Source organism: Xanthomonas floridensis (assembly GCF_001642575.1).
Taxonomy (GTDB): Bacteria; Pseudomonadota; Gammaproteobacteria; order Xanthomonadales; family Xanthomonadaceae; genus Xanthomonas; species Xanthomonas floridensis.
Genome location: NZ_LXNG01000008.1, coordinates 1 through 18224 on the forward strand (window position 1 = coordinate 1; position 18224 = coordinate 18224).

An 18224-nucleotide genomic window follows, 5' to 3' on the forward strand; every position below is an offset into this window, starting at 1 on the left:
TGTGCAGCATGAGTCGGCGTGGCAACTGCCACGACAACGCACCCGTGGAGAGCTTCTTCGGCCTGCTCAAACGCGAGCGGATCAGGCGGCGGATCTACCCGACCAGGGACGCCGCACGCGCCGAGGTGTTCGATTATATCGAGATGTTCTACAACCCAAAACGCCGCCACGGTTCAACTGGCGACCTGTCGCCTGTAGAGTTCGAACGGCGCTACGCGCAACGAGGGTCTTGAGTGTCTACGGAACCCTGGGCGTATCAGAGAGACTGGGTGTGGAAGCCTCAACCTTTCTTTAAAATCTTCATTAGCCATTCCTGCACTGCGGCAGTGTCGTTAATGTTGCCGCCGAACTCGATGTCTGGTTTCTGAGGTACATTGTCATTGCGTAGCCGACCGTCGCGGGTCATATAAGGAACGCCAATACCGCCATTTCCGCTGGGGAGCAGGGCCGTGATCGGTGAACCGGTACGCGAATCGACAAATGTTTCGGTGCCCACTTGCAGTACGCCCGGAAACTGCTTCAGCTCGTCGACAAATCCGATACAGGCACTCTCGCAGTCATAGTCGGTCAGCACCACCACACGGGCGTGCACCGGGTTGATGGGTTGACGCTTTGGCTTCGGGATTTTTTCTGCGTTAACCGGTGCATGCAGGACCTTATCCCCACGCGCCATCGCTGCCTGGGAGAGCTTGCTGTTTTCGTCGTAGGGAATGCCGTCCGGCGGTGGATCTGCCGGCGCGTCGGCTCCGGGACTGCCGTGGGAAAATGTCGAGTCGTCGACTGACGCTTCGGTTAGCCGATAAACAGCCGAGATCTTTAACCGCTCTCTTGCGTAGTAGTTCGTGTAGTCGGCGCCGTACAGCGATCGCAGCACCCCCATAAACCATTCGTACGGGCCGCCCTCGTTGCCGCGCACATCGAACACGATCACCGACTTGTTGCGCAGTGAGGGAGCTGCCTTGTACAACGCCGCGAACTGATCGGATTGCTGTTTGTTTTCTGGAGAAAAATTGCCAAGACGGACCCACGCACCATTGTCGCCGAATGGCGTGATCGCAACGTCCCTGCCAAGATCGGGCTTGAGCGTCGACATCACCTTGGTCAGCTCGTCTTGCGGAAGGCTTTTCCAATTCAGGCTGACGCTACGACCGTCGATGGTGCAGTGTTCCGGACGTTTGAGGAACGGGCTCTTACGGTACCGAAACATGATCGGCGCGGTTCGCGCGCGCGTCGACTCCAATCCAGGGATGATGTTCTCCGGGATCATGTGCTCGTAGAGCGCGATTCGCTCGGACCATGCGCTCATCGGCTGCCCATCGCAGGCGCTGATCTCCGAGCCATCTGCCACGCTCCCATCCGAACCTGCGACGACGAAGCGGCCACCCTGGTATCGGGCAAGAAAGCCCGGCCATTGATACGCCTTTGTCTGCAACTGCATCCAGACATAGGCATGCGCGTCGTTGAACGTAAAAAAGAAATGCGCGAGTGTCTGACGATAGCCTTCGAAGCTGGTGACCTGTTGGATATCCGCATCGGCCTGTTTGCGCGCCTTGGCCATGGGGGCCTCAAACGCTGCAGGGTCTGGATACACGGCCAGGATCGATTGGTCCTTGAACCACTGCAGCGAAAAGTCCACGTCCTTGTCGGCCATGGCGGCCCAGCCTTGCAGTGGCGTGGGCGGTGCTTGATCGGCAGCCGGGCAAGACGCAACGGCCAGCAGCGCTATCGAAAGGAGGCTGGCTTGCACTCCGCGCTGAAAGCGAGGTTGTCGTTGGGGAGTACGCGATGGTGCACCAATGGTGACGGTCATGTCTTGGCGTCTTGGCTGGAAAGGTCCATGGCACTAAGCAATCGGCATGCCAAGCGCTTCGCTTGCATTACGTGGGTTCTTCGACCTGCGCAAGTGTCCGCAGACGTCCGCTGCTATGTCCGGGTCGTCCACCGCGTTGGTCGTTGGACGCAACACACGCTTTCAGCAGACGCTTGTACGCAACAAGCGTGGGGATGCCCACGCTTGTTGCGCCGCATCCGATCAAGCCCGCGCCGTCGCCTCGCGCACGAAGTCTTCATAGGTGCGCAGCGGGCGCCCCAGAATGGCCTGCAGTTTTTCCACCGCGCCGTCGGCCGCCTGCATGCCGAATGTCTGGATACCGGCCATCATCAGACGCATGTCGTAGGCCAGCCAGGAGGGGCCGTACGCGGCCATCTGCACTTCGAAGGCAGCAACGTCGTCGCCCGCATAGGCGATCTCGCGCCCGAGGGCCGAACTCCAGACCTTCGCAACCGAGCTGCCCGTCACGGCATGCGGGCCAACCAGTTCGAGCGTGATACGTTCGAGCGCGGCAGGTGCGCGGTCGCGTCGCAGCAACTCGACAACCGCGACGTCTGCGATGTCGCGCGCATCGATCATGGCCACACCTGCAGAGCCGATCGGCATCGGGTAGACACCATAGTCCTGAATCGTCTGCTGGATCATCGCTTCGTTCTGCATGAAGTAGGCAGGACGCAGAATCGTCGCAGGAATATCGAGGCTTTCGATCATGCGTTCGACTGTGTGCTTGCCGGTAAAGTGCGGCACGTTGGTGAACTTGTCGGCATGGATGACCGACAGGTAGACGATGCGCTCGATGCCTGCCTCCCCGGCCAGATTCAGTGCGATCAGCGCCTGCGTCACTTCGTCGGGGGTGACCGCATTCAACAGGAACAGCGTGCGCACCGACGAAAACGCGGCACGCATCGATGCAACGTCGGTGAGGTCTGCGACGACTTCGGTGACACCTGCCGGGAAAACGCGCTTGCCCGGCTGGCGAACCAATGCCTTGACCTCTGCGCCTGCGTCGGCAAGGCCCTGGGTGATGAGAGAACCGATGGTGCCGGTGGCGCCGGTTACGAGAATGCTCATGTGAATCTCCTGTTGTGGATGGAAGGGTGAATCAGCGCGACATGTCCGCCACGACCTTGCCGGCCCGTGATGCGGTGCGATTGCGTTCGATTGCCAGAGGAATCCCGGCGAAGCCGACGACCTCGCCGACCCTGGATGCCAGCGCGCCGCTCGCCACCTGTGCGGCCAGCGTTTCCAGCAGGGCGACGTCCGGCGTGTTCATGAACCACAGGCCGCTGCGGCCGGGCGGTGTGCGGGTAAGGATGTCCGGCGAGGTGGTGGCAACGATCACGCCGTTGGGTGCGAGCACCTGCCACGAGCGATCCAGTACATCGCCGCCCACATAGTCCAGGACCAGGTCGATGTCGTGCACCAACTCTTCAAAACGGTGCGCCTGATAATCGATGACATGGTCCGCGCCAAGGCTGCGCACGTAGTCCAGATGCGCCGTTGATGCGGTGGCGAACACCTCTGCACCGGAGCGCCTGGCGTATTGCACGGCATAGCCGCCCAGCCCACCGGCGGCGCCATGAATCAGAATGCGTTGGCCGGCATGCAGCGGCCCGGCGTGGTGAAGGCTCTTCCACGCGGCGACCGCAGCGACCGGCATCGCGGCAGCATGGAGAGCGTCCAGGCCGTCAGGAATGCGGGCGAGCTTGCTGTCATCAACCGCAATGCACTCGGCAAACGCGCCGAACCCACTCATTGCGCCCATCACGCGGTCACCGACCTGCAAACGCGTGGCGCCGGGCCCGACCGCTTCAACCACACCGGCCAGTTCTGCACCCAGCACGAGCGGAAGCGGCAGCGCGAAAACCTCGCGCATGACACCGCTGCGGACTTTCCAGTCGATGCCGTTGATGCCGGCAGCGTGGATGCGGACCAGCACCTGGCCGTGTCCTGCGAGGGGTTTGGCGATGGTGGCCACTTCGGCGGCGTCGGCGCCGCCGTAGGCCCGGATCAATACAGCGCGTTGCGTGGTGCTCATGACAGTTGCTCGTCTGGCGTTACGGTGACGAGACCTTATGCCGTTGCGCAACCAATACGAAGACGCCAAGATGTAGACGCCTGGTTTCAAATATGGAACACCATGGATCTGAATGCATTGATCGATTTCTCGCTGGTCGCAGCCAACCAAGGCCTTGGAAAGGCGAGCCGTGCCAGTGGTAGATCGAAGGCGACCTTGTCGCGTCGCATCGCCGAGCTTGAGGAGCAGCTGGGCGTGCGACTGGTCGAGCGCAGCGCCCGTGGCCTCAAGCTCACCGAAGCCGGGCAGCTACTGATGGACCGCACCGAAGTGCCGTTGAGCGAGGTGGCCGAGGCGATGGCTGCAGCACGCGAGGGGCTTTCGGTCCCGCGCGGACGCTTGCGGGTGGCGTCTCCGGTGCTGTTCTCGCAACTGGCGATGGGCCACATCGGCGCGGAGTTCTGCGCGGCCTATCCGGAGATCACGCTCGAGGTGGTCGCAGAGGACCGCACGGTCGATCTGGTGGAAGAGCAGTTCGATGTGGCCATCCGAATCAACCCAAGCCCGGACAGCAGCCTGGTCGGGCGCTGCTTTGCCAAGGACCGGCTGGTGGTCGTGGCTGCGCCTGGCATCGCCATGCCCAGCAGTGGCGCGGTCACGCCCGTTGCCGCCGTGGTGATGTCGAGCTTCCAGCCGACCACATGGGCGCTCGATGACGGGCGCCTGGTCCTGGAACCTGTTCCAAGGATGCGGTTTTCCTCATTCCTGATGGTCCGCGACGCGGCGATTGCAGGCGGTGGCGTGGCGCTGCTTCCGCAGTCGATTGCATGGAATCAGCTGGCGCGCGGCGAACTGGTGCAGTGGGGCACGATCGCGGGTGTAGAGCCGGCGCTGTGGGTGTTGCACACCTCCAGGCGTCTGGCTGCACCCAAGGTGCGCGCCTTCGTGGACTTCATGTGTGACAGATACCCGGATGTGTCGCTTGTGTTGAAGGGATAGGGCGGCGCCATCTCGCTTGGGCAGGCGCGTCCACGCAGCGGCCACGCTGGATGGAAGATGTCCCGAACAATCGCCGCCATTGAGCTTCAGACACCGCTACCAAAGCGTTCGATCAATAGGTCGGTCAATACACGGATCTTGCGCGCAGGGTGCGCGGCCGGCGCGCGAACGACATAAAGACCCGCCTCGGGAGCCGGGTACTTGGTCATGACACGCACCAGTGCGCCGGATGCAAGGTGCTCGGCAACGAGAAAGTCCGGCAGTGCCGCGATACCGAGTCCTGCGAGCGCAGCGGCCGCGATCGCAGTGCCGTTATCGGCCTTGAAACGCCCCCGTGGATGGATCGTCACCAGCTTGTCGCCGTCCATGAATCGCCAGCTTTCAGTACCTTGCAACAGCGCCTCATGCGTCAGCAGTGCATCGGGCGTTTCAGGTTCACCATGCTTGCGCAGGTAATCGGGTGTAGCCATCAGGCTGCCGCGCATCGGCGCCACGCGGCGGGCCACCAGGTTTGAATCCGCGAGATAGCCGAGCCGGATCGCACAGTCGAAGCCCTCGGCGACGATGTCGATAAAGCGATCGCTGTAGCAGGCATGCACCTGCAGCGCAGGATGCCGGCTGGCCAGTTCGGCGAGCACCGGCGCCAGATGCGTGGGGCCGAACGTCAGCGGTGCAGCGATCCGCAAGCGGCCACGTAGATCGCCAGCCGGGAAAATGGTCTCGCGCGCCACGTCCATCTCGGCACACATGCGCGCGGCGTGCTCACGAAACGTCGCGCCGGCCTCGGTGACGGCAGCACCACGGGTGGTGCGCGCGAGCAGTTGGATACCCAGTTCTTGCTCGAGCCGGATCAAACGACGGCTGACGATGGACTTGGCAACGCCGAGGCGCCGGGCCGCTGGCGACACCCCGCCCGCGTCGGCCACCTCGACGAACGTCCGCAGGTCTTCGAATTCCATTGGCGTCCCTGTTTCTGCGACACGACATGTCGCTTGGCGCGGCTAGCTTAGCCGCATTCGGAACATCACAGTCTGCTTTGAGGGCGCTGGCACCGCCAGTCCTTCGTGAAGCAGGACGCTCGGACCTCATTCCGTCCGGCACACGCCGATCAATCACCACGTGCACCCCATCCTTTTCTGGAGAAACACCTCATGCATACATCTTCCATCCACACGCAGGCCACGTCCGGGCGCTTCATCCGCGGTTTTTCGTGGACCCTGCGCATCTTCGCTGCCGTGGCGTTTTTCGCCGCTGGCGCTGCCAAGCTGGCTGGCGTTCCGATGATGGTCGACGTCTTCGATCACATCGGCCTCGGCCAATGGTTTCGCATCGTCACCGGTGTGATCGAAATCATCGGCGCCATCGCGTTGCTGCTGCCGGCAACGTTCGCCTTCAGCGGTGCACTGCTTGCAGCCATGATGTTCGTTGCGACCGGTGTGCATCTGTTCGTCATCGGCGGTAGCCCGGTCCCAGCGATCTTCCTGATGATGGTCACCGCAACGATCGCCTGGTTGAATCGCGCACGCTTCGCAGCTGTGCTGCGCTCAGCCCGTTCGGCTTGATAGGAGCAGATCATGAAAACCCTTTCGTTGCCAATCTCGTCTCCGCCTGCAAGTGCACCTGTCCCGACGCAGCAGCGGGCGATCGCACACCGCACGCGCGGTACAGGCACCGGCCCCATCACAAGGCTCATGAGCCCATCCGATCTTGGGCAAGTGCTGAAACCGTTCGTCTTCCTCGATATTTTCGATGCGCAAGGACCCATCATCCACACGATGTCCGGCATGCCGCTGCACCCGCATTCGGGCATCGCAACCGTCACGGTCTTCACCCAAGGCAGCATGCACTACCACGACCAAACAAGCGGACGCGGCACCATCGGCTACGGCGGTGTGGAATGGATGCGCGCCGGAATCGGCGTGTGGCATGGCAAGGAAATGACCCCGCCAGCCGATGCCTCATGCATCCAGGGATTCCAACTCTGGCTGGCATTGCCCGCAGCGTTGGAGCTGGGGGAGCCACAAAGCCATTACATCGAAGCGCAGCACATGGCCAAGGTCGGGCCTGCGCATGTCGTGATCGGTCATTACGAGGGCGCGCAAAGTCCGGTCGATGCGCCCGATGGCATCAATTACCTGCTGGTGACGCTGATGCCGGGCGAGCGCTGGACGTATCACCCGCCGGCCGGTCACCTGGTGGGGTGGCTGGCAGTCGCCAGCGGCACGCTCGATGCCGGTGTGCTGCTGCAGCGGGGCGACATGGTGGTGTTTGCCGAAGATGGTGCGCCCATCGTGCTGGAGGCGCGGGGCGCCACGAATGCCGTCTTCGTGCTCGGCTCGTCAGTTCCACACCCGCATGCATTGCACCTTGGCTATTACTCTGTGCATACCAACGCACACGCGCTTGATGTCGGCGAAGAGCGCATCCGTGAGCTCGGGAAGAAAATGCAGGCTGCCGGCGACCGAACCACTGCCTCCGGAACAATTCCGGTCTTCAAGTAACGCCGCCAAGAATCTCTCCGCGGAGCGCCGCCGGCACCACCCCTGGCGAGTCACTCCGCGCCAGGAGAGGCTTATAAACAAGAAATCTTTTCAGCTACTCGCGAGCCTTCGCGGTACGTCCACCACACCGCCTCTTCAACCTCTCAGGAGATCGTTATGACTCAACTCTTCAGCCCTGTCAGCGTCGGACGCTACACCCTTACTAATCGCCTGGTAATGGCGCCGATGACGCGTTCACGTGCCGAGCCCGACGGCACACCCAAGCCCTTGACTGCGACCTACTATGCACAGCGCGCCAGCGTTGGTTTGATCATCTCCGAGGGCACGCAGCCCTCTGACGATGGACAAGGCTACCTAAGTACCCCGGGCATCTATACCGAAGCCCATGTGGCGGGATGGAAGGCGGTTACCGCTGCCGTGCATGACAGAGGCGCACATCTATTCATCCAACTCATGCATACCGGGCGCATGTCTCATCCGGACAACACCCCTCACCACAGGCAGGCCTTGGCTCCCTCGGCCATCGCGCCTGGGGCACAGATGTTCACCATGACGGGCATGCAGGACATTCCCCAGCCACGCGCGTTAACCACCGATGAGATTCGCCAGACCGTGGCAGATTTCCGTTTGGCAGCTCGTCGCGCAATCGAAGCCGGCGCTGACGGAGTCGAGATCCATGGCGCGAACGCCTATCTGGTCCAGCAGTTCTTCGCTCCAAGCGCCAACACCCGTATTGACCAATACGGCGGATCGATCGAGAATCGCGCACGCTTCGCACTCGAAGTGACCGCAGCAATCGCCGAAGAGATCGGCGCGGACCGTACTGCCATCCGTTTGTCTCCAGGTGCCAAGCTGTGGGGCATCGATGAAGGCTCCGAAGCACCGGCGCTATACCGTTATCTGATCACCGAACTTGCCAAGCTGGGCCTGGCATATGTGCATGTGATGCACCTTGGCGATGAGGCATTGCTGGCCGACATCCGCAATTTGTGGAGCGGTGCGCTGATCGTCAACCGTCCTGGTCGCGCGCGCGAACAAATTGGCTCTGATGTAGAGGCGGGGCTTGCCGAGTTGGAAGCGTATGGGCAGATGGTGCTTGCGAATCCCGATTTCGTCGAACGTCTGAAAGCAGACGCCTCGATGAATCAACCGGATCACACCACCTACTATGGCGGTGATGCAAAGGGCTATACCGACTATCCAACTTTGGCGCGCGCAACCGCCTGAAAAATCAATGAGCCGGGTTGCCATGCTGGGCTTCATTCCAGGAATGCGGGTGTTGCGATACAGCTGCGCGGTAGGGCAGAGGTGCTGGTTGCAGCCGTAACGCATGCATCAGATCGCGCGGAGCCGGATGCGTTGAGCGAGAGCCGAACATCTCAGTGGTCTTCAGGCTTAGTCCTCTGGCGTCCGCTTTGGGTCGGAAGCCGCGTGCGGGGTATCAGCGCGCTATCCGAGATAGCTTGCGTGCCCACCAAGATGGGGTTAGGGATGAAGTCGCTGGGGCAAGTTGCGAAAATTTTGAAGAGATTCGGCGCCGTATCGCCGAATCTCAAAGAGCGCCGGCTTGCCGTCGAGCAATCTAAGGCGCGCTAACGAGTGCTGCGGAGGATCCATCGCCAGATCGCCTTGGACCTTACCGGGATTGAGCAGGACCAAGTCGCGAAGACCGTGCAACGGGCGTTGCGCAACATTGCGTCTGGGAAAGCCGGAGGGTCTCCTGCCCCTACTACGCCAATGCGTGGCGCGGGATCCTGGAGGATCCTATCCAGCGAATTCCCACGATGTTTCGCGGGCACATGTCGGATGCTCTGGTACAGATTCGCCGTTCGGCTTCTTGTACCGTCAGCCAAAATTCCGTAAGCAATTGTTTGGAAATTGATTTCTTGTCATCGCCGACGCCGACGCCGACGCCGGTCCGGCCTTGCGCCGCCAGTGTCGCGGGTTGCAGCGGACAACTTATGTTTACAAGAACACGTCCAAGTGCCTGTCTTGTATTGGTGGGCCCACCAGGATTCGAACCTGGAACCAAAGGATTATGAGTCCTCTGCTCTAACCGTTGAGCTATAGGCCCTGCTGCACAGCGCTCGCTGATGCCGCATGCCATGCGTCGGGCCCTCAGGAGTTGGGCAAGTTTACCTGTCCGTCCGCGAACTTGTCTGCTGCGGCCGGTCGTCTCTGCGCGCCGTCTCTGCGCCCGCTTGCTCTGCGATTTTCGCAGGCGCCTGGTATCCGCCGGCTGCTTGGTAGATGGATGCCTGCACGCCACACACGCCCCTACAAGGCCACAGACCCACACCCATCAAGCATCCGCTGTCTGACGTTGCTTATCGATCAGCTGGCGGCCTGCGCGGAAGCCCTGCGCGATCGCGTCCTGGCAGGTTTCCCAGGTTTGTTCCTGGTCGCTGATGCGGGGCAGCCGCGTGCTGCCGTTGTTGGCATACACGTCGACCCACAGGGTCCACCTGGCCGTCAGTGACGCCTGCGCAGCGCGTACGCGGATCTCGTGATCGCGGTAGGTGGTGGTCTCGAAACGGCTTTGCCTACTCATCGGACGGTCTCGTTTCCATTCGCGCACCAACCTAAAAGTGCCGGCTGGAACATCAGGTGAGATTGAAGGAAACATCCACTTAATAGTGCAGTGCGGTGCGGTTTCGTCGCCGCAACGTGAAGCTGCGTGGCCTGGCCGGCGCTATTGTCGGCAGCACGCGGCAAGCATCGCCCCACCGGGACCCACAACGCAACAGCCCCGCACGTGCGGGGCTGTTGTGTGATCAGCTGAGCATGACGACCGACAACTCAGTCGATGTCCAGGAACGAACGCAGCTGTTCCGAACGGCTCGGGTGACGCAGCTTGCGCAACGCCTTGGCCTCTATCTGACGAATCCGCTCGCGGGTGACGTCGAACTGCTTGCCGACTTCTTCCAGCGTGTGATCGGTATTCATGTCGATACCGAAGCGCATCCGCAGCACCTTGGCCTCACGCGGGGTCAGGCCGGCCAACACGTCACGCACCGTCTCGGAGAGATTGATGTTGGTGGTGTTGTCGATCGGGGACTCCACATTGGTGTCCTCGATGAAGTCGCCCAGATGCGAATCCTCGTCGTCGCCGATCGGGGTTTCCATCGAGATCGGCTCCTTGGCGATCTTCATCACCTTGCGGATCTTGTCCTCGGGCATGTCCATTTCCTTGGCCAATTCCTCCGGCGTGGCCTCGCGGCCGAACTGCTGGAGCATCTGGCGGGAAATGCGGTTCAACTTGTTGATCGTTTCGATCATGTGCACCGGGATACGGATGGTGCGCGCCTGATCGGCGATCGAACGGGTGATGGCCTGACGGATCCACCACGTTGCATAGGTCGAGAACTTGTAACCGCGACGGTATTCGAACTTGTCCACGGCCTTCATCAGGCCGATGTTGCCTTCCTGGATCAGGTCCAGGAACTGCAGGCCGCGGTTGGTGTACTTCTTGGCGATGGAGATGACCAGGCGCAGGTTGGCTTCGACCATTTCCTTCTTGGCCTTGCGCGCCTTGGCTTCGCCATAGGCCATCGCACGGCTGATCTCCTTGATCTCGCCCAGCGTCAGATAGCTGGCCTTTTCCATCTCCATCGAGCCCTGCTGCTCGGAGATGATCTGATCCTTGACGTCGCGCAACGCCGAGGACCACTTCTGCTTGCGCTTGAGTGCGTCTTCCACCCATTCCAGGTTGGTCTGGTTGCCTTCCCAGGAGCGGATGAAGTCCTTGCGCGGCATGCGTGCCACGGTGGTGGCCAGGTGCAGCACCTTGCGCTCGTGGTCCTTGATGCCGTTGACCACGCCACGCAGCTGGGTGACCAGCGCGTCGGTCAGCGGCAGCGGCAGCTTGAGCGTGGTGAAGATGGCGGCCATGTCTTCGCGCGCCTTGACCACCAGCTTGTGCTCGGCGCCGTTCTTGGCATAGATCTTCTTGAACTTGGCGTATTCGTTGGCCAGGTTCTCCATGCGCGTGGCCACTTCCACCGGGTCCGGACCGGTCGGGCCGGCCTCTTCCTCGGCAGCGTCGTCATCGCCGTCTTCGTCGTCGTCTTCATCGACGGCGTCTTCGTCCACGGCGACCGGGCCGGCGGCGGCCAGCGCAGCGGCGGCGGCATCGGCTTCTTCGATCAGGTCGTTGAAGCCGACCACGATCTCGGCCAGACGCTTCTTGCCTTCCTTATGCGCTTCGTAATCGGCGAGCAGCATTTCGGTCGACAGCGGGAACACGCCCAGCGCTGCCTGGACCTGGCTCAGGCCTTCTTCGATGCGCTTGGCGATGGCGATTTCGCCTTCGCGGGTCAGCAGTTCGACCGTACCCATCTCGCGCATGTACATACGCACCGGGTCGGTGGTGCGGCCACCTTCGGTATCGAGCGCGGTCAGCGCGGCGGCGGCTTCTTCGGCGGCGGTGTCGTCAACCTCGCGGTTGCCGGTGTTGCCATCGTTGAGCAGCAGGGTTTCGGCATCGGGGGCAACTTCATGGACATCGATGCCCATGCCGTTGATCATGCTGATGATGTCTTCGATCTGCTCCGGGTCGACCAGGTCGTCGGGCAGGTGGTCATTGACTTCGGCGTAGGTCAGATAGCCCTGTTCCAGGCCCTTGCTGATCAGTAGCTTGATGTCGGATTGCTGGGCAGGACGTTCGTTGGCCATGAGTGCTCGCGCCACCGGCTTTGAGATTGGAAAGAGGACCTAGCATTATACCAGCGTGAAGCCCGGTCTGCCGGAATCAAGACGGGACCGCTGGTAGAACTGCGCTGGCTAGGGTCTGAGAAGGAAGGTCACCGGGCCGTCATTGACCAGGTCGACAACCATATGGGCACCGAATTGCCCGGTTTCCACCCCGCCGTGGTGTTTTTCGCGGCAGATCGCCACCAATTGATTGAACGCCCGTTCAGCCTCTTGCGGAGGCGCGGCGGTACTGAAGCCCGGCCGGTTACCGGAGTCGGTGTCCGCGGCCAGGGTGAACTGGCTGACCAGCAGCAGCCCGCCGCCGGTATCGGTGAGTGAGCGGTTCATCTTGCCGGCGTCGTCGCCGAATACCCGGTAGCTGAGCAGGCGCTCGGCCAGGCGCCGGATCTGCGCGTCGCTGTCGCCGGGCTCCACGCCGATCAGGGCCAGCAGGCCGGGACCGACCTGCCCGACGATCCGGTCATCGACGGTGACCGAGGCCCGGGTGACGCGCTGGATCAAGGCGAGCATGCAGAGTCCTGGGCAGCAAAGTGTGTCGCGCAGCATGCCCAGCGCTGCCCACACTGTCACCTGCGGGTCTTCGCCGGCCACGCTGTTTAGAATTGCGCGGATGACACCTGATCTTCGCGCTCGCCTGCTCTACGCCACCGCCGCCACCGTGGGCCGCCTGCCGTGGCCGCTGCTCAAACGCATGGCCGACACGCTGGCCTGGAGCTGGCGCAAGCTCAATGCGCGCGAGGCGCGCGTGGCGCGCCGCAATCTGGAACTGGCCTACCCGGAGCTGAGCGATGCGCAGCGCGCGCAGCTGCATGTACAGATCCTGCGCTCGACCGCACGCCAGACCCTGGAAGTGCTGCGCACCTGGACCCGCCCGCCGGCGGAAAACCTGGCCCGTCTGCAACGCAACGGCCAGGAGCTCTACGACGCGGCGCTGGCGTCCGGGCGCGGGGTGATCGTGGCGGCGCCGCACTTCGGCAACTGGGAATTGCTCAACCAATGGCTATCCGAACGTGGCCCGATCGCCATCGTGTACCGGCCGCCTGAGTCCGAGGCGGTGGACGGGTTCCTGCAGCTCGCGCGTGGCGGCGACAACGTGCGCCAGGTGCGCGCCGAAGGCCCGGCGGTGCGGCAGCTGTTCAAGGTGCTCAAGGACGGCGGTGCGGTCGGCATCCTGCCCGACCAGCAACCCAAGATGGGTGATGGCGTGTTTGCGCCGTTCTTTGGCAGGCAGGCGCTGACCATGACCCTGGTCAACCGGCTGGCCGAGCGCACCGGCGCCACCGTGTTGTACGGCTGGTGCGAGCGTGCCGGCGACGATCTGCAGTTCGCGCTGCATGTGCAACCGGCCGACCCGGCGGTGGCCGACCCCGACCCGGTACGTGCGGCCAGCGCGCTCAATGCCGGCATCGAACAGATCGCCCGGCGCGACCCGGCGCAGTACCAGTGGACCTACAAGCGCTACACGCTGCGTCCGCCGGGCAGCGGCGAGGCCAACCCGTACGCCACCGAGCGGCACCCGCACTAGGCCGGGAACAAGACATCGCCACGCGGCCGGGCCGGCGTATGCGGCCTCCGTGCATGAGGCGGCTGCATGCCTGGCCTGGGTTTTCCGCGCTGGGGCGCCGCCAGCGGGCCGGTGATCGCCGCGTTGTGCCAGGGACGCAACGCGGCACTCCCAACGACCAGGCGCTGCGGCCAGGAGTGGCGGATGTCGCGTTGTTCCACCCTCCCTGCGCAGACTGCGCCACTGCACCTCCAGCCCTTCCTTCGAACCGCCCTGGCCGCATCAGCGGACCGCAGCCGCACCAGGCTCAGTCGTCGTGCGGCTCGGCGGGCGTGGCCAGGATGCGCTGATAGAACGCCAGGTCCAGCCAGCGCCCGAACTTGAAGCCAGCCTCGCGCACCGTGCCGGCATGGGTGAAGCCAAATTGCTCGTGCAAGGCAATGCTGGCCTGATTGCTGGCATCGATCCCGCCGACCAGCACATGCACGCCGCGCGCTTCGGCCGCGACAATCAGGGCCTGCAGCAGGACACGGCCCAGGCCCTTGCCACGATGGTCGCGGTGCACGTAGATCGAGTGCTCGACGCTGTACTTGAACGCCGGCCAGGCACGGAAGGTGCCGTAGCTGGCGAAGCCCATCAGCGTGCCATCGGCATCTTCCACGCCGATCACCGGAAATCCGCCGGCGCGCTTGGTGGCGAACCAGCCGACCATGCTCTCCGCCGGCCGCGGCCGGTAGTCGTACAGCGCGGTCGAATGGGCGATGGCCTCGTTGAAGATATCCAGGATTGCACTGGCATGACGTGCTTCGCTGCAGTCGATAAGACGCATGGGGTCTGCTGAACGGAAAGATCGCTGATTAGAAAGCATTGCCGGGCGCTGAACAACGCAGCCGGTGCGCAACCAATCACTGCCGGTGCTGTCACTCATTCGCGGCCGCTGGATGCAGCGTTCCACCTCACGGCGGCAACCGTCGGTTGTGAAGCACGCGACAATGGCGCCACGCGTCCGGCAACGGCGCGGCGGCGTTCGCCTTGAAGCGGCCGTGGTCATCCCCATCTGGAGTCGTGCATGAGCAGCCCCGTCCCCTCCCCCAGCGCGCAGGCCTTCGGCGATCCGGCGGCAATCCGCTGCGAGCGCGCCGCCTCCGAGTTGCGTGCTGGCCGGCCGGTGCTGCTCACCGCCGCGGGTGGTCAGTCACGCGCCGTGCTGGCGCTGGATAGCAGCACGGCGCAGTCGTACACCGCTTTCGCGCGTGCGGCGCAAGGCCGCCACTATCTGTTCGTCACGCCCACGCGCGCGCAGGTGCTGGGGCTGACCGCGCCGCAGGGCGCACGCGTCGCGCTGGCCGACTACAGCTACGACCAGCTGGCCGCCCTGGCCTATCTGCGCGACACCCCGGTACCGGCGCACTGGGCTGCGGGCGACGCGCTGGATGCCGGCGGCGTGGAGATTGCGCGGCTGGGGCTGCTGCTGCCGGCGCTGCTGGCAGTGGACCTGCGCGATGTGCACGACCATGCCGCCTTCGCCGGCTGCCAGTCGCTGGCGCTGGACGACCTGGGCAGCGGGTGCGCCAAGTCGGCCGCAGCCGGCTACGAGCTGGTCACCCGCACCCCGGTGCCGCTGCGTGGCCTGGGCATGAGCGAATTCGTGGTGTTCCGCGGCGGCGTGGCGCAGCGCGACCAGGTAGCGATCGTGGTCGGCCAGCCCGACCTGTCGGCGGCGGTGCCGGTGCGTGTGCATTCCTCGTGCCTGACCGGCGACCTGTTCGGCTCGCTCAAGTGCGATTGCGGCGACCAGTTGCGGCATGGGCTGGCCAAGCTGAAGGAGCTGGGCGGCGGCGTGCTGCTGTATCTGGACCAGGAAGGCCGCGGCACCGGCATCGCCGCCAAGATGCGCGCCTATGGGTATCAGCATGCCGGCCTGGACACCATCGATGCCGATGCGCAGCTGGGCTTCGGTCCGGACGAGCGCCGCTACGGCAGCGCGGTGGCGATGCTGCGGGGCCTGGGCATCGGCCGGATCCGCCTGTTGACCAACAACCCGGCCAAGGCCGAGCGGTTGCGCGCTGCCGGCATCGTGGTGGAAGACCGCATTCCGGTCACCGGCGACATCACCCCGGAAAACGAACACTACCTGCGCACCAAGGCGACCCGTGCCGGCCATGCGCTGGATGTGGATGCGCTGATCCTGGCGGCGCAGTAGTCAGCCGACGAGGCCGTTCGCGGCGGTGGAAGGCCCCCGGCGTCGGAATGGCCGCGCGTGGCGTCGATGAGGCTAGATGCCGGCGCGCACGCGGCGCTTGCATGGCGTCCACGCCTAGCTTGCATTAACCCCCTTTTCGCCGGCTCCCCCATTGTGGCCTGCCCGAAAAGCGCGAGGGTTGCAGCGCCCACGCGCGCTGCGATCGTCATTGCTTTCGAGCGCAGCGCCCGCCCGGCCCTGGTCACCCGCCTCCCATCGGCAACGCACGTCCCGCCAGGTGAGGCCGCCCGCAGCGGATGCGTCCCGACCGGGCGCCCGGCTATGCTTGCGCACCGCTTCTGCAGGCCTGCACCGTGCACGACGCTCCACCGCCGCACCCCGACATCCTGGTCACCGCTGCAGCTGCCCGGACTCCTGCAGTGGACCATGCGCAGTGGCAACAGCTCCCTCGTCGCGGCGCCTATGTGGCGGCAGTCAATGGTGCGCTCGGCGGTGGCTGCGCCGGTCTGATTGCTGCCGGTGTGACCGTTACCGTGCTGCACGCCTGGCGCTATTGGCCGGTGGTGCTGGGGGTGACGCTGCTGCTTGCGCTGCTATGCGCATGGCTGGCAGTCAAACGGCACCGGCTCACGCTGTGGAAACTCGACCAGCACGGCCTGGCGCTGCAACGCGGGCACCTGTGGCAGAGCGACACCCGCGTGCCGATCTCGCGCGTGCAACACGTGGACCTGCGCCGCGGGCCGATCGAACGTGCCACCGGCCTGACCACGCTGGTGGTGCATACCGCCGGCAGCCGGCTCAATGCGGTGGCCGTGTCCGGGCTGGATCGGGCCGATGCCGAGCAGCTGCGCGACCGGCTGGCGCGCCAGCTCGACCACCACGACGACGCGCTGTGAGCGCGATCGAACATCCCGGCCACGACGAGCAGCGCCTGCATCCGTTGTCGTGGGTGTTCGTGCTGCTGCAACAGATCCGCCAGTTCCTGGTCCCGCTGGTCGCCTTGATCGTGTTCGGCAGCCGCGATGGCAGCCGCGACGTCGCCGACCATGTCGCCACCGGCGTGGTGATGGCGGTGCTGGTGGCGATCTCGGTGCTGCGCTACTTCACCTATCGCTACCGCATCGGCACCGATGGCGTGGCCATTCGTAGCGGCCTGCTGGAACGCAGCCGGCGCGATATTCCGTTCGCCCGCATCCATAACGTGGTGGTGCACCAATCGCTGCTGCATCGGCTGGCCGGCGTGGCCGAAGTGCGGCTGGAGTCGGCCGGCGGGCACAAGCCGGAGGCGGAAATGCGGGTGCTGCGGCTGGACCAGGCGCTGGCGCTGGAAGACCTGATCCGGCGCCGTGTGCAGTCTGCCGATGCAGCACCGGTGCAGGCCGACGACGGCAACACCCTGCTGCGCCTGCCGATGGGCGAAGTGATCCGGCTCGGCCTGATCTCCAACCGCGGCATGGTGGTGGTGGCCGCCAGCTTTGGCGTGATCTACCAGATGATTCCGCGCCGCGTGGCCTCCAACTTCATCGAGACCAATGGCGAGATCGCCTACCGCTACGTCAGCCAGGTCCATCCCGGCGCGGCAGTGGCCGCCACGTTGGCGGTGCTCGCCACCGTGACAGTGCTGCTGGCGATGCGCGCGCTCTCGGTGGCGCTGGCGCTGGCGCAATACCACAGCTTCCATCTCAGCGAATCGGAACGCCGCCTCACCGTGGAGCGCGGCCTGCTAACGCGTATCCGCAGCAGCGTCGCACTACGGCGCATCCAGTCGTGGACGGTGTACGAAGGCCGCCTGCACCGTCTGTTCGGCCGTCGCCAGTTGCGCGTGGACACCGCCGTGGCCGGCACCGGCGACACCCACGGCAGCGCACTGAAGGAGCTGGCGCCGATCGCCGAGCCGCAGCGATGCGATGCCCTGTTGCAACGCCTGCTGCCCGGCATCGCCTGGCCGCCGCCGCAGTGGCAGGGCATTGCCACGCACTGCTGGTGGCGCCTGAGCCTGCCGACGGTCTTGCTGTTGCTGCCGCTGGTGGCCGGGCTGGCGTGGCAGTTCGGCAGCCAGGCCACGTGGCTGCTGCTCTGGCTGCCGTGGAGCGCGTTCAAGGCGCATCGGCAGGTACAGCGCATGGGTTACGCGGTGGATGCGCGCTACGTGGCAGTGCGCGGCGGCTGGTGGACGCGCTGGTGGCGGCTGGCCGAACTGGACAAGCTGCAGGCACTGCAGTTGCAACGCTCGCCGCTCGATCGCCTGACCGGCACTGCCACGCTGTGGCTGGATACCGCCGGTGCCAGCGCCACCGGCCCGGCCTTGCGGCTGCGCTTCGTGCCGCTGGCGCAGGCGCAGGGGCTGCAGGCGCAACTCGGCGCCGCGCTGGCACGTCGCACGCTGCGTTGGTGATCGGGAATCGGGAATCGGGAATCGGGATTGAGGGATTGAGGGATTGAGGGATTGAGGGATT

At 64.3% G+C, this 18224-nt stretch carries 17 protein-coding genes and 1 tRNA gene; 9 read left to right on the forward strand and 9 right to left on the reverse strand.

Translation table 11 applies throughout. The annotated features are described in order from the left end of the window. On the forward strand, window positions 1–233 hold a 233-nt coding region (locus A7D17_RS05110), incomplete at its 5' end, for an IS3 family transposase (protein ID WP_153041903.1). Window positions 234–280: 47 nt separating this feature from the next. Here A7D17_RS05110 and A7D17_RS05115 read toward each other — a convergent pair. From A7D17_RS05115 to A7D17_RS05125, 3 genes are all read right to left on the reverse strand, one after another. Next, a complete protein-coding gene (locus A7D17_RS05115) occupies window positions 281–1810 on the reverse strand; it encodes a S41 family peptidase (RefSeq protein WP_082861763.1) in 1530 nt (509 codons plus the stop codon). A 222-nt stretch (window positions 1811–2032) separates the two neighbouring features. Then, a complete protein-coding gene (locus A7D17_RS05120; RefSeq protein ID WP_064508111.1) occupies window positions 2033–2902 on the reverse strand; it encodes an NmrA/HSCARG family protein in 870 nt (289 codons plus the stop codon). Window positions 2903–2933: 31 nt separating this feature from the next. Then, entirely contained in the window at window positions 2934–3770 is an 837-nt protein-coding gene (locus tag A7D17_RS05125) for an alcohol dehydrogenase catalytic domain-containing protein (RefSeq protein WP_204377351.1), read from the reverse strand. A gap of 201 nt (window positions 3771–3971) precedes the next feature. Here A7D17_RS05125 and A7D17_RS05130 point away from each other — a divergent pair, with 201 nt between their 5' ends. Continuing rightward, a complete protein-coding gene (locus A7D17_RS05130; RefSeq protein WP_064508113.1) occupies window positions 3972–4847 on the forward strand; it encodes a LysR family transcriptional regulator in 876 nt (291 codons plus the stop codon). 86 nt (window positions 4848–4933) lie between these two features. Here the strand turns inward: A7D17_RS05130 and A7D17_RS05135 are convergent, their stop codons facing one another. After that, on the reverse strand, window positions 4934–5806 hold the full coding sequence (locus tag A7D17_RS05135; RefSeq protein WP_064508114.1) for a LysR family transcriptional regulator: 873 nt from the start codon (window positions 5804–5806) through the stop codon (window positions 4934–4936). Window positions 5807–5911: 105 nt separating this feature from the next. Here A7D17_RS05135 and A7D17_RS05140 point away from each other — a divergent pair, with 105 nt between their 5' ends. From A7D17_RS05140 to A7D17_RS05150, 3 genes are all read left to right on the forward strand, one after another. Beyond that, window positions 5912–6409: a DoxX family protein gene (locus tag A7D17_RS05140; protein WP_239692144.1), complete on the forward strand. Its 498-nt coding sequence runs from the start codon at window positions 5912–5914 to the stop codon at window positions 6407–6409. 12 nt (window positions 6410–6421) lie between these two features. Continuing rightward, window positions 6422–7348, forward strand: a complete 927-nt coding sequence (locus A7D17_RS05145) for a pirin family protein (protein ID WP_064508116.1) — start codon at window positions 6422–6424, stop codon at window positions 7346–7348. 156 nt (window positions 7349–7504) lie between these two features. Then, on the forward strand, window positions 7505–8575 hold the full coding sequence (locus A7D17_RS05150) for an alkene reductase (RefSeq protein WP_064508117.1): 1071 nt from the start codon (window positions 7505–7507) through the stop codon (window positions 8573–8575). Window positions 8576–9346: 771 nt separating this feature from the next. On the opposite strand, the gene A7D17_RS05155 is transcribed toward A7D17_RS05150, so the two are convergent. The 4 genes from A7D17_RS05155 to dtd form a co-directional block, all read right to left on the reverse strand. After that, a tRNA-Ile gene (locus A7D17_RS05155) sits at window positions 9347–9422 on the reverse strand. Between the two features lie 228 nt (window positions 9423–9650). After that, entirely contained in the window at window positions 9651–9974 is a 324-nt protein-coding gene (locus A7D17_RS05160; RefSeq protein ID WP_064508118.1) for a DUF6566 family protein, read from the reverse strand. 173 nt (window positions 9975–10147) lie between these two features. Further along, on the reverse strand, window positions 10148–12022 hold the full coding sequence (gene rpoD / locus A7D17_RS05165; RefSeq protein ID WP_064508119.1) for an RNA polymerase sigma factor RpoD: 1875 nt from the start codon (window positions 12020–12022) through the stop codon (window positions 10148–10150). A gap of 108 nt (window positions 12023–12130) precedes the next feature. Beyond that, entirely contained in the window at window positions 12131–12571 is a 441-nt protein-coding gene (dtd, locus tag A7D17_RS05170) for a D-aminoacyl-tRNA deacylase (RefSeq protein WP_064508120.1), read from the reverse strand. A 100-nt stretch (window positions 12572–12671) separates the two neighbouring features. Here dtd and A7D17_RS05175 point away from each other — a divergent pair, with 100 nt between their 5' ends. Further along, window positions 12672–13586 carry a lauroyl acyltransferase gene (locus A7D17_RS05175; RefSeq protein ID WP_064508121.1) on the forward strand — a complete coding sequence of 305 codons (915 nt, stop codon included), beginning with the start codon at window positions 12672–12674 and terminating at the stop codon, window positions 13584–13586. A gap of 286 nt (window positions 13587–13872) precedes the next feature. Here the strand turns inward: A7D17_RS05175 and A7D17_RS05180 are convergent, their stop codons facing one another. Further along, window positions 13873–14394 (reverse strand): GNAT family N-acetyltransferase, encoded by a 522-nt coding sequence (locus A7D17_RS05180; protein ID WP_064508122.1) that lies wholly within the window; start codon window positions 14392–14394, stop codon window positions 13873–13875. A gap of 240 nt (window positions 14395–14634) precedes the next feature. Between A7D17_RS05180 and ribA the strand changes: the two genes are divergently transcribed. The 3 genes from ribA (at window position 14635) to A7D17_RS05195 (ending at window position 18163) form a co-directional block, all read left to right on the forward strand. Then, window positions 14635–15768: a GTP cyclohydrolase II RibA gene (ribA, locus tag A7D17_RS05185; RefSeq protein ID WP_064508123.1), complete on the forward strand. Its 1134-nt coding sequence runs from the start codon at window positions 14635–14637 to the stop codon at window positions 15766–15768. 419 nt (window positions 15769–16187) lie between these two features. Beyond that, complete coding sequence (locus tag A7D17_RS05190; RefSeq protein ID WP_064508124.1) at window positions 16188–16664, forward strand: PH domain-containing protein; 477 nt, start codon at window positions 16188–16190, stop codon at window positions 16662–16664. Beyond that, a complete protein-coding gene (locus tag A7D17_RS05195; protein WP_064508125.1) occupies window positions 16661–18163 on the forward strand; it encodes a PH domain-containing protein in 1503 nt (500 codons plus the stop codon). The genes A7D17_RS05190 and A7D17_RS05195 overlap by 4 nt, the downstream gene beginning before the upstream one ends. The last annotated feature ends 61 nt before the right edge of the window (window positions 18164–18224 follow it).

Bases quoted from the DNA above. Each gene is read 5' to 3' on its own strand.
- A7D17_RS05175 (WP_064508121.1), top strand. From the start codon at position 12,672: ATGACACCTGATCTTCGCGCTCGCCTGCTCTACGCCACCGCCGCCACC.
- A7D17_RS05135 (WP_064508114.1), bottom strand. From the start codon at position 5,806: ATGGAATTCGAAGACCTGCGGACGTTCGTCGAGGTGGCCGACGCGGGC.
- A7D17_RS05180 (WP_064508122.1), bottom strand. From the start codon at position 14,394: ATGCGTCTTATCGACTGCAGCGAAGCACGTCATGCCAGTGCAATCCTG.
- A7D17_RS05160 (WP_064508118.1), bottom strand. From the start codon at position 9,974: ATGTTTCCTTCAATCTCACCTGATGTTCCAGCCGGCACTTTTAGGTTG.
- A7D17_RS05145 (WP_064508116.1), top strand. From the start codon at position 6,422: ATGAAAACCCTTTCGTTGCCAATCTCGTCTCCGCCTGCAAGTGCACCT.
- dtd (WP_064508120.1), bottom strand. From the start codon at position 12,571: ATGCTCGCCTTGATCCAGCGCGTCACCCGGGCCTCGGTCACCGTCGAT.
- ribA (WP_064508123.1), top strand. From the start codon at position 14,635: ATGAGCAGCCCCGTCCCCTCCCCCAGCGCGCAGGCCTTCGGCGATCCG.
- rpoD (WP_064508119.1), bottom strand. From the start codon at position 12,022: ATGGCCAACGAACGTCCTGCCCAGCAATCCGACATCAAGCTACTGATC.
- A7D17_RS05120 (WP_064508111.1), bottom strand. From the start codon at position 2,902: ATGAGCATTCTCGTAACCGGCGCCACCGGCACCATCGGTTCTCTCATC.
- A7D17_RS05150 (WP_064508117.1), top strand. From the start codon at position 7,505: ATGACTCAACTCTTCAGCCCTGTCAGCGTCGGACGCTACACCCTTACT.
- A7D17_RS05130 (WP_064508113.1), top strand. From the start codon at position 3,972: ATGGATCTGAATGCATTGATCGATTTCTCGCTGGTCGCAGCCAACCAA.
- A7D17_RS05115 (WP_082861763.1), bottom strand. From the start codon at position 1,810: ATGACCGTCACCATTGGTGCACCATCGCGTACTCCCCAACGACAACCT.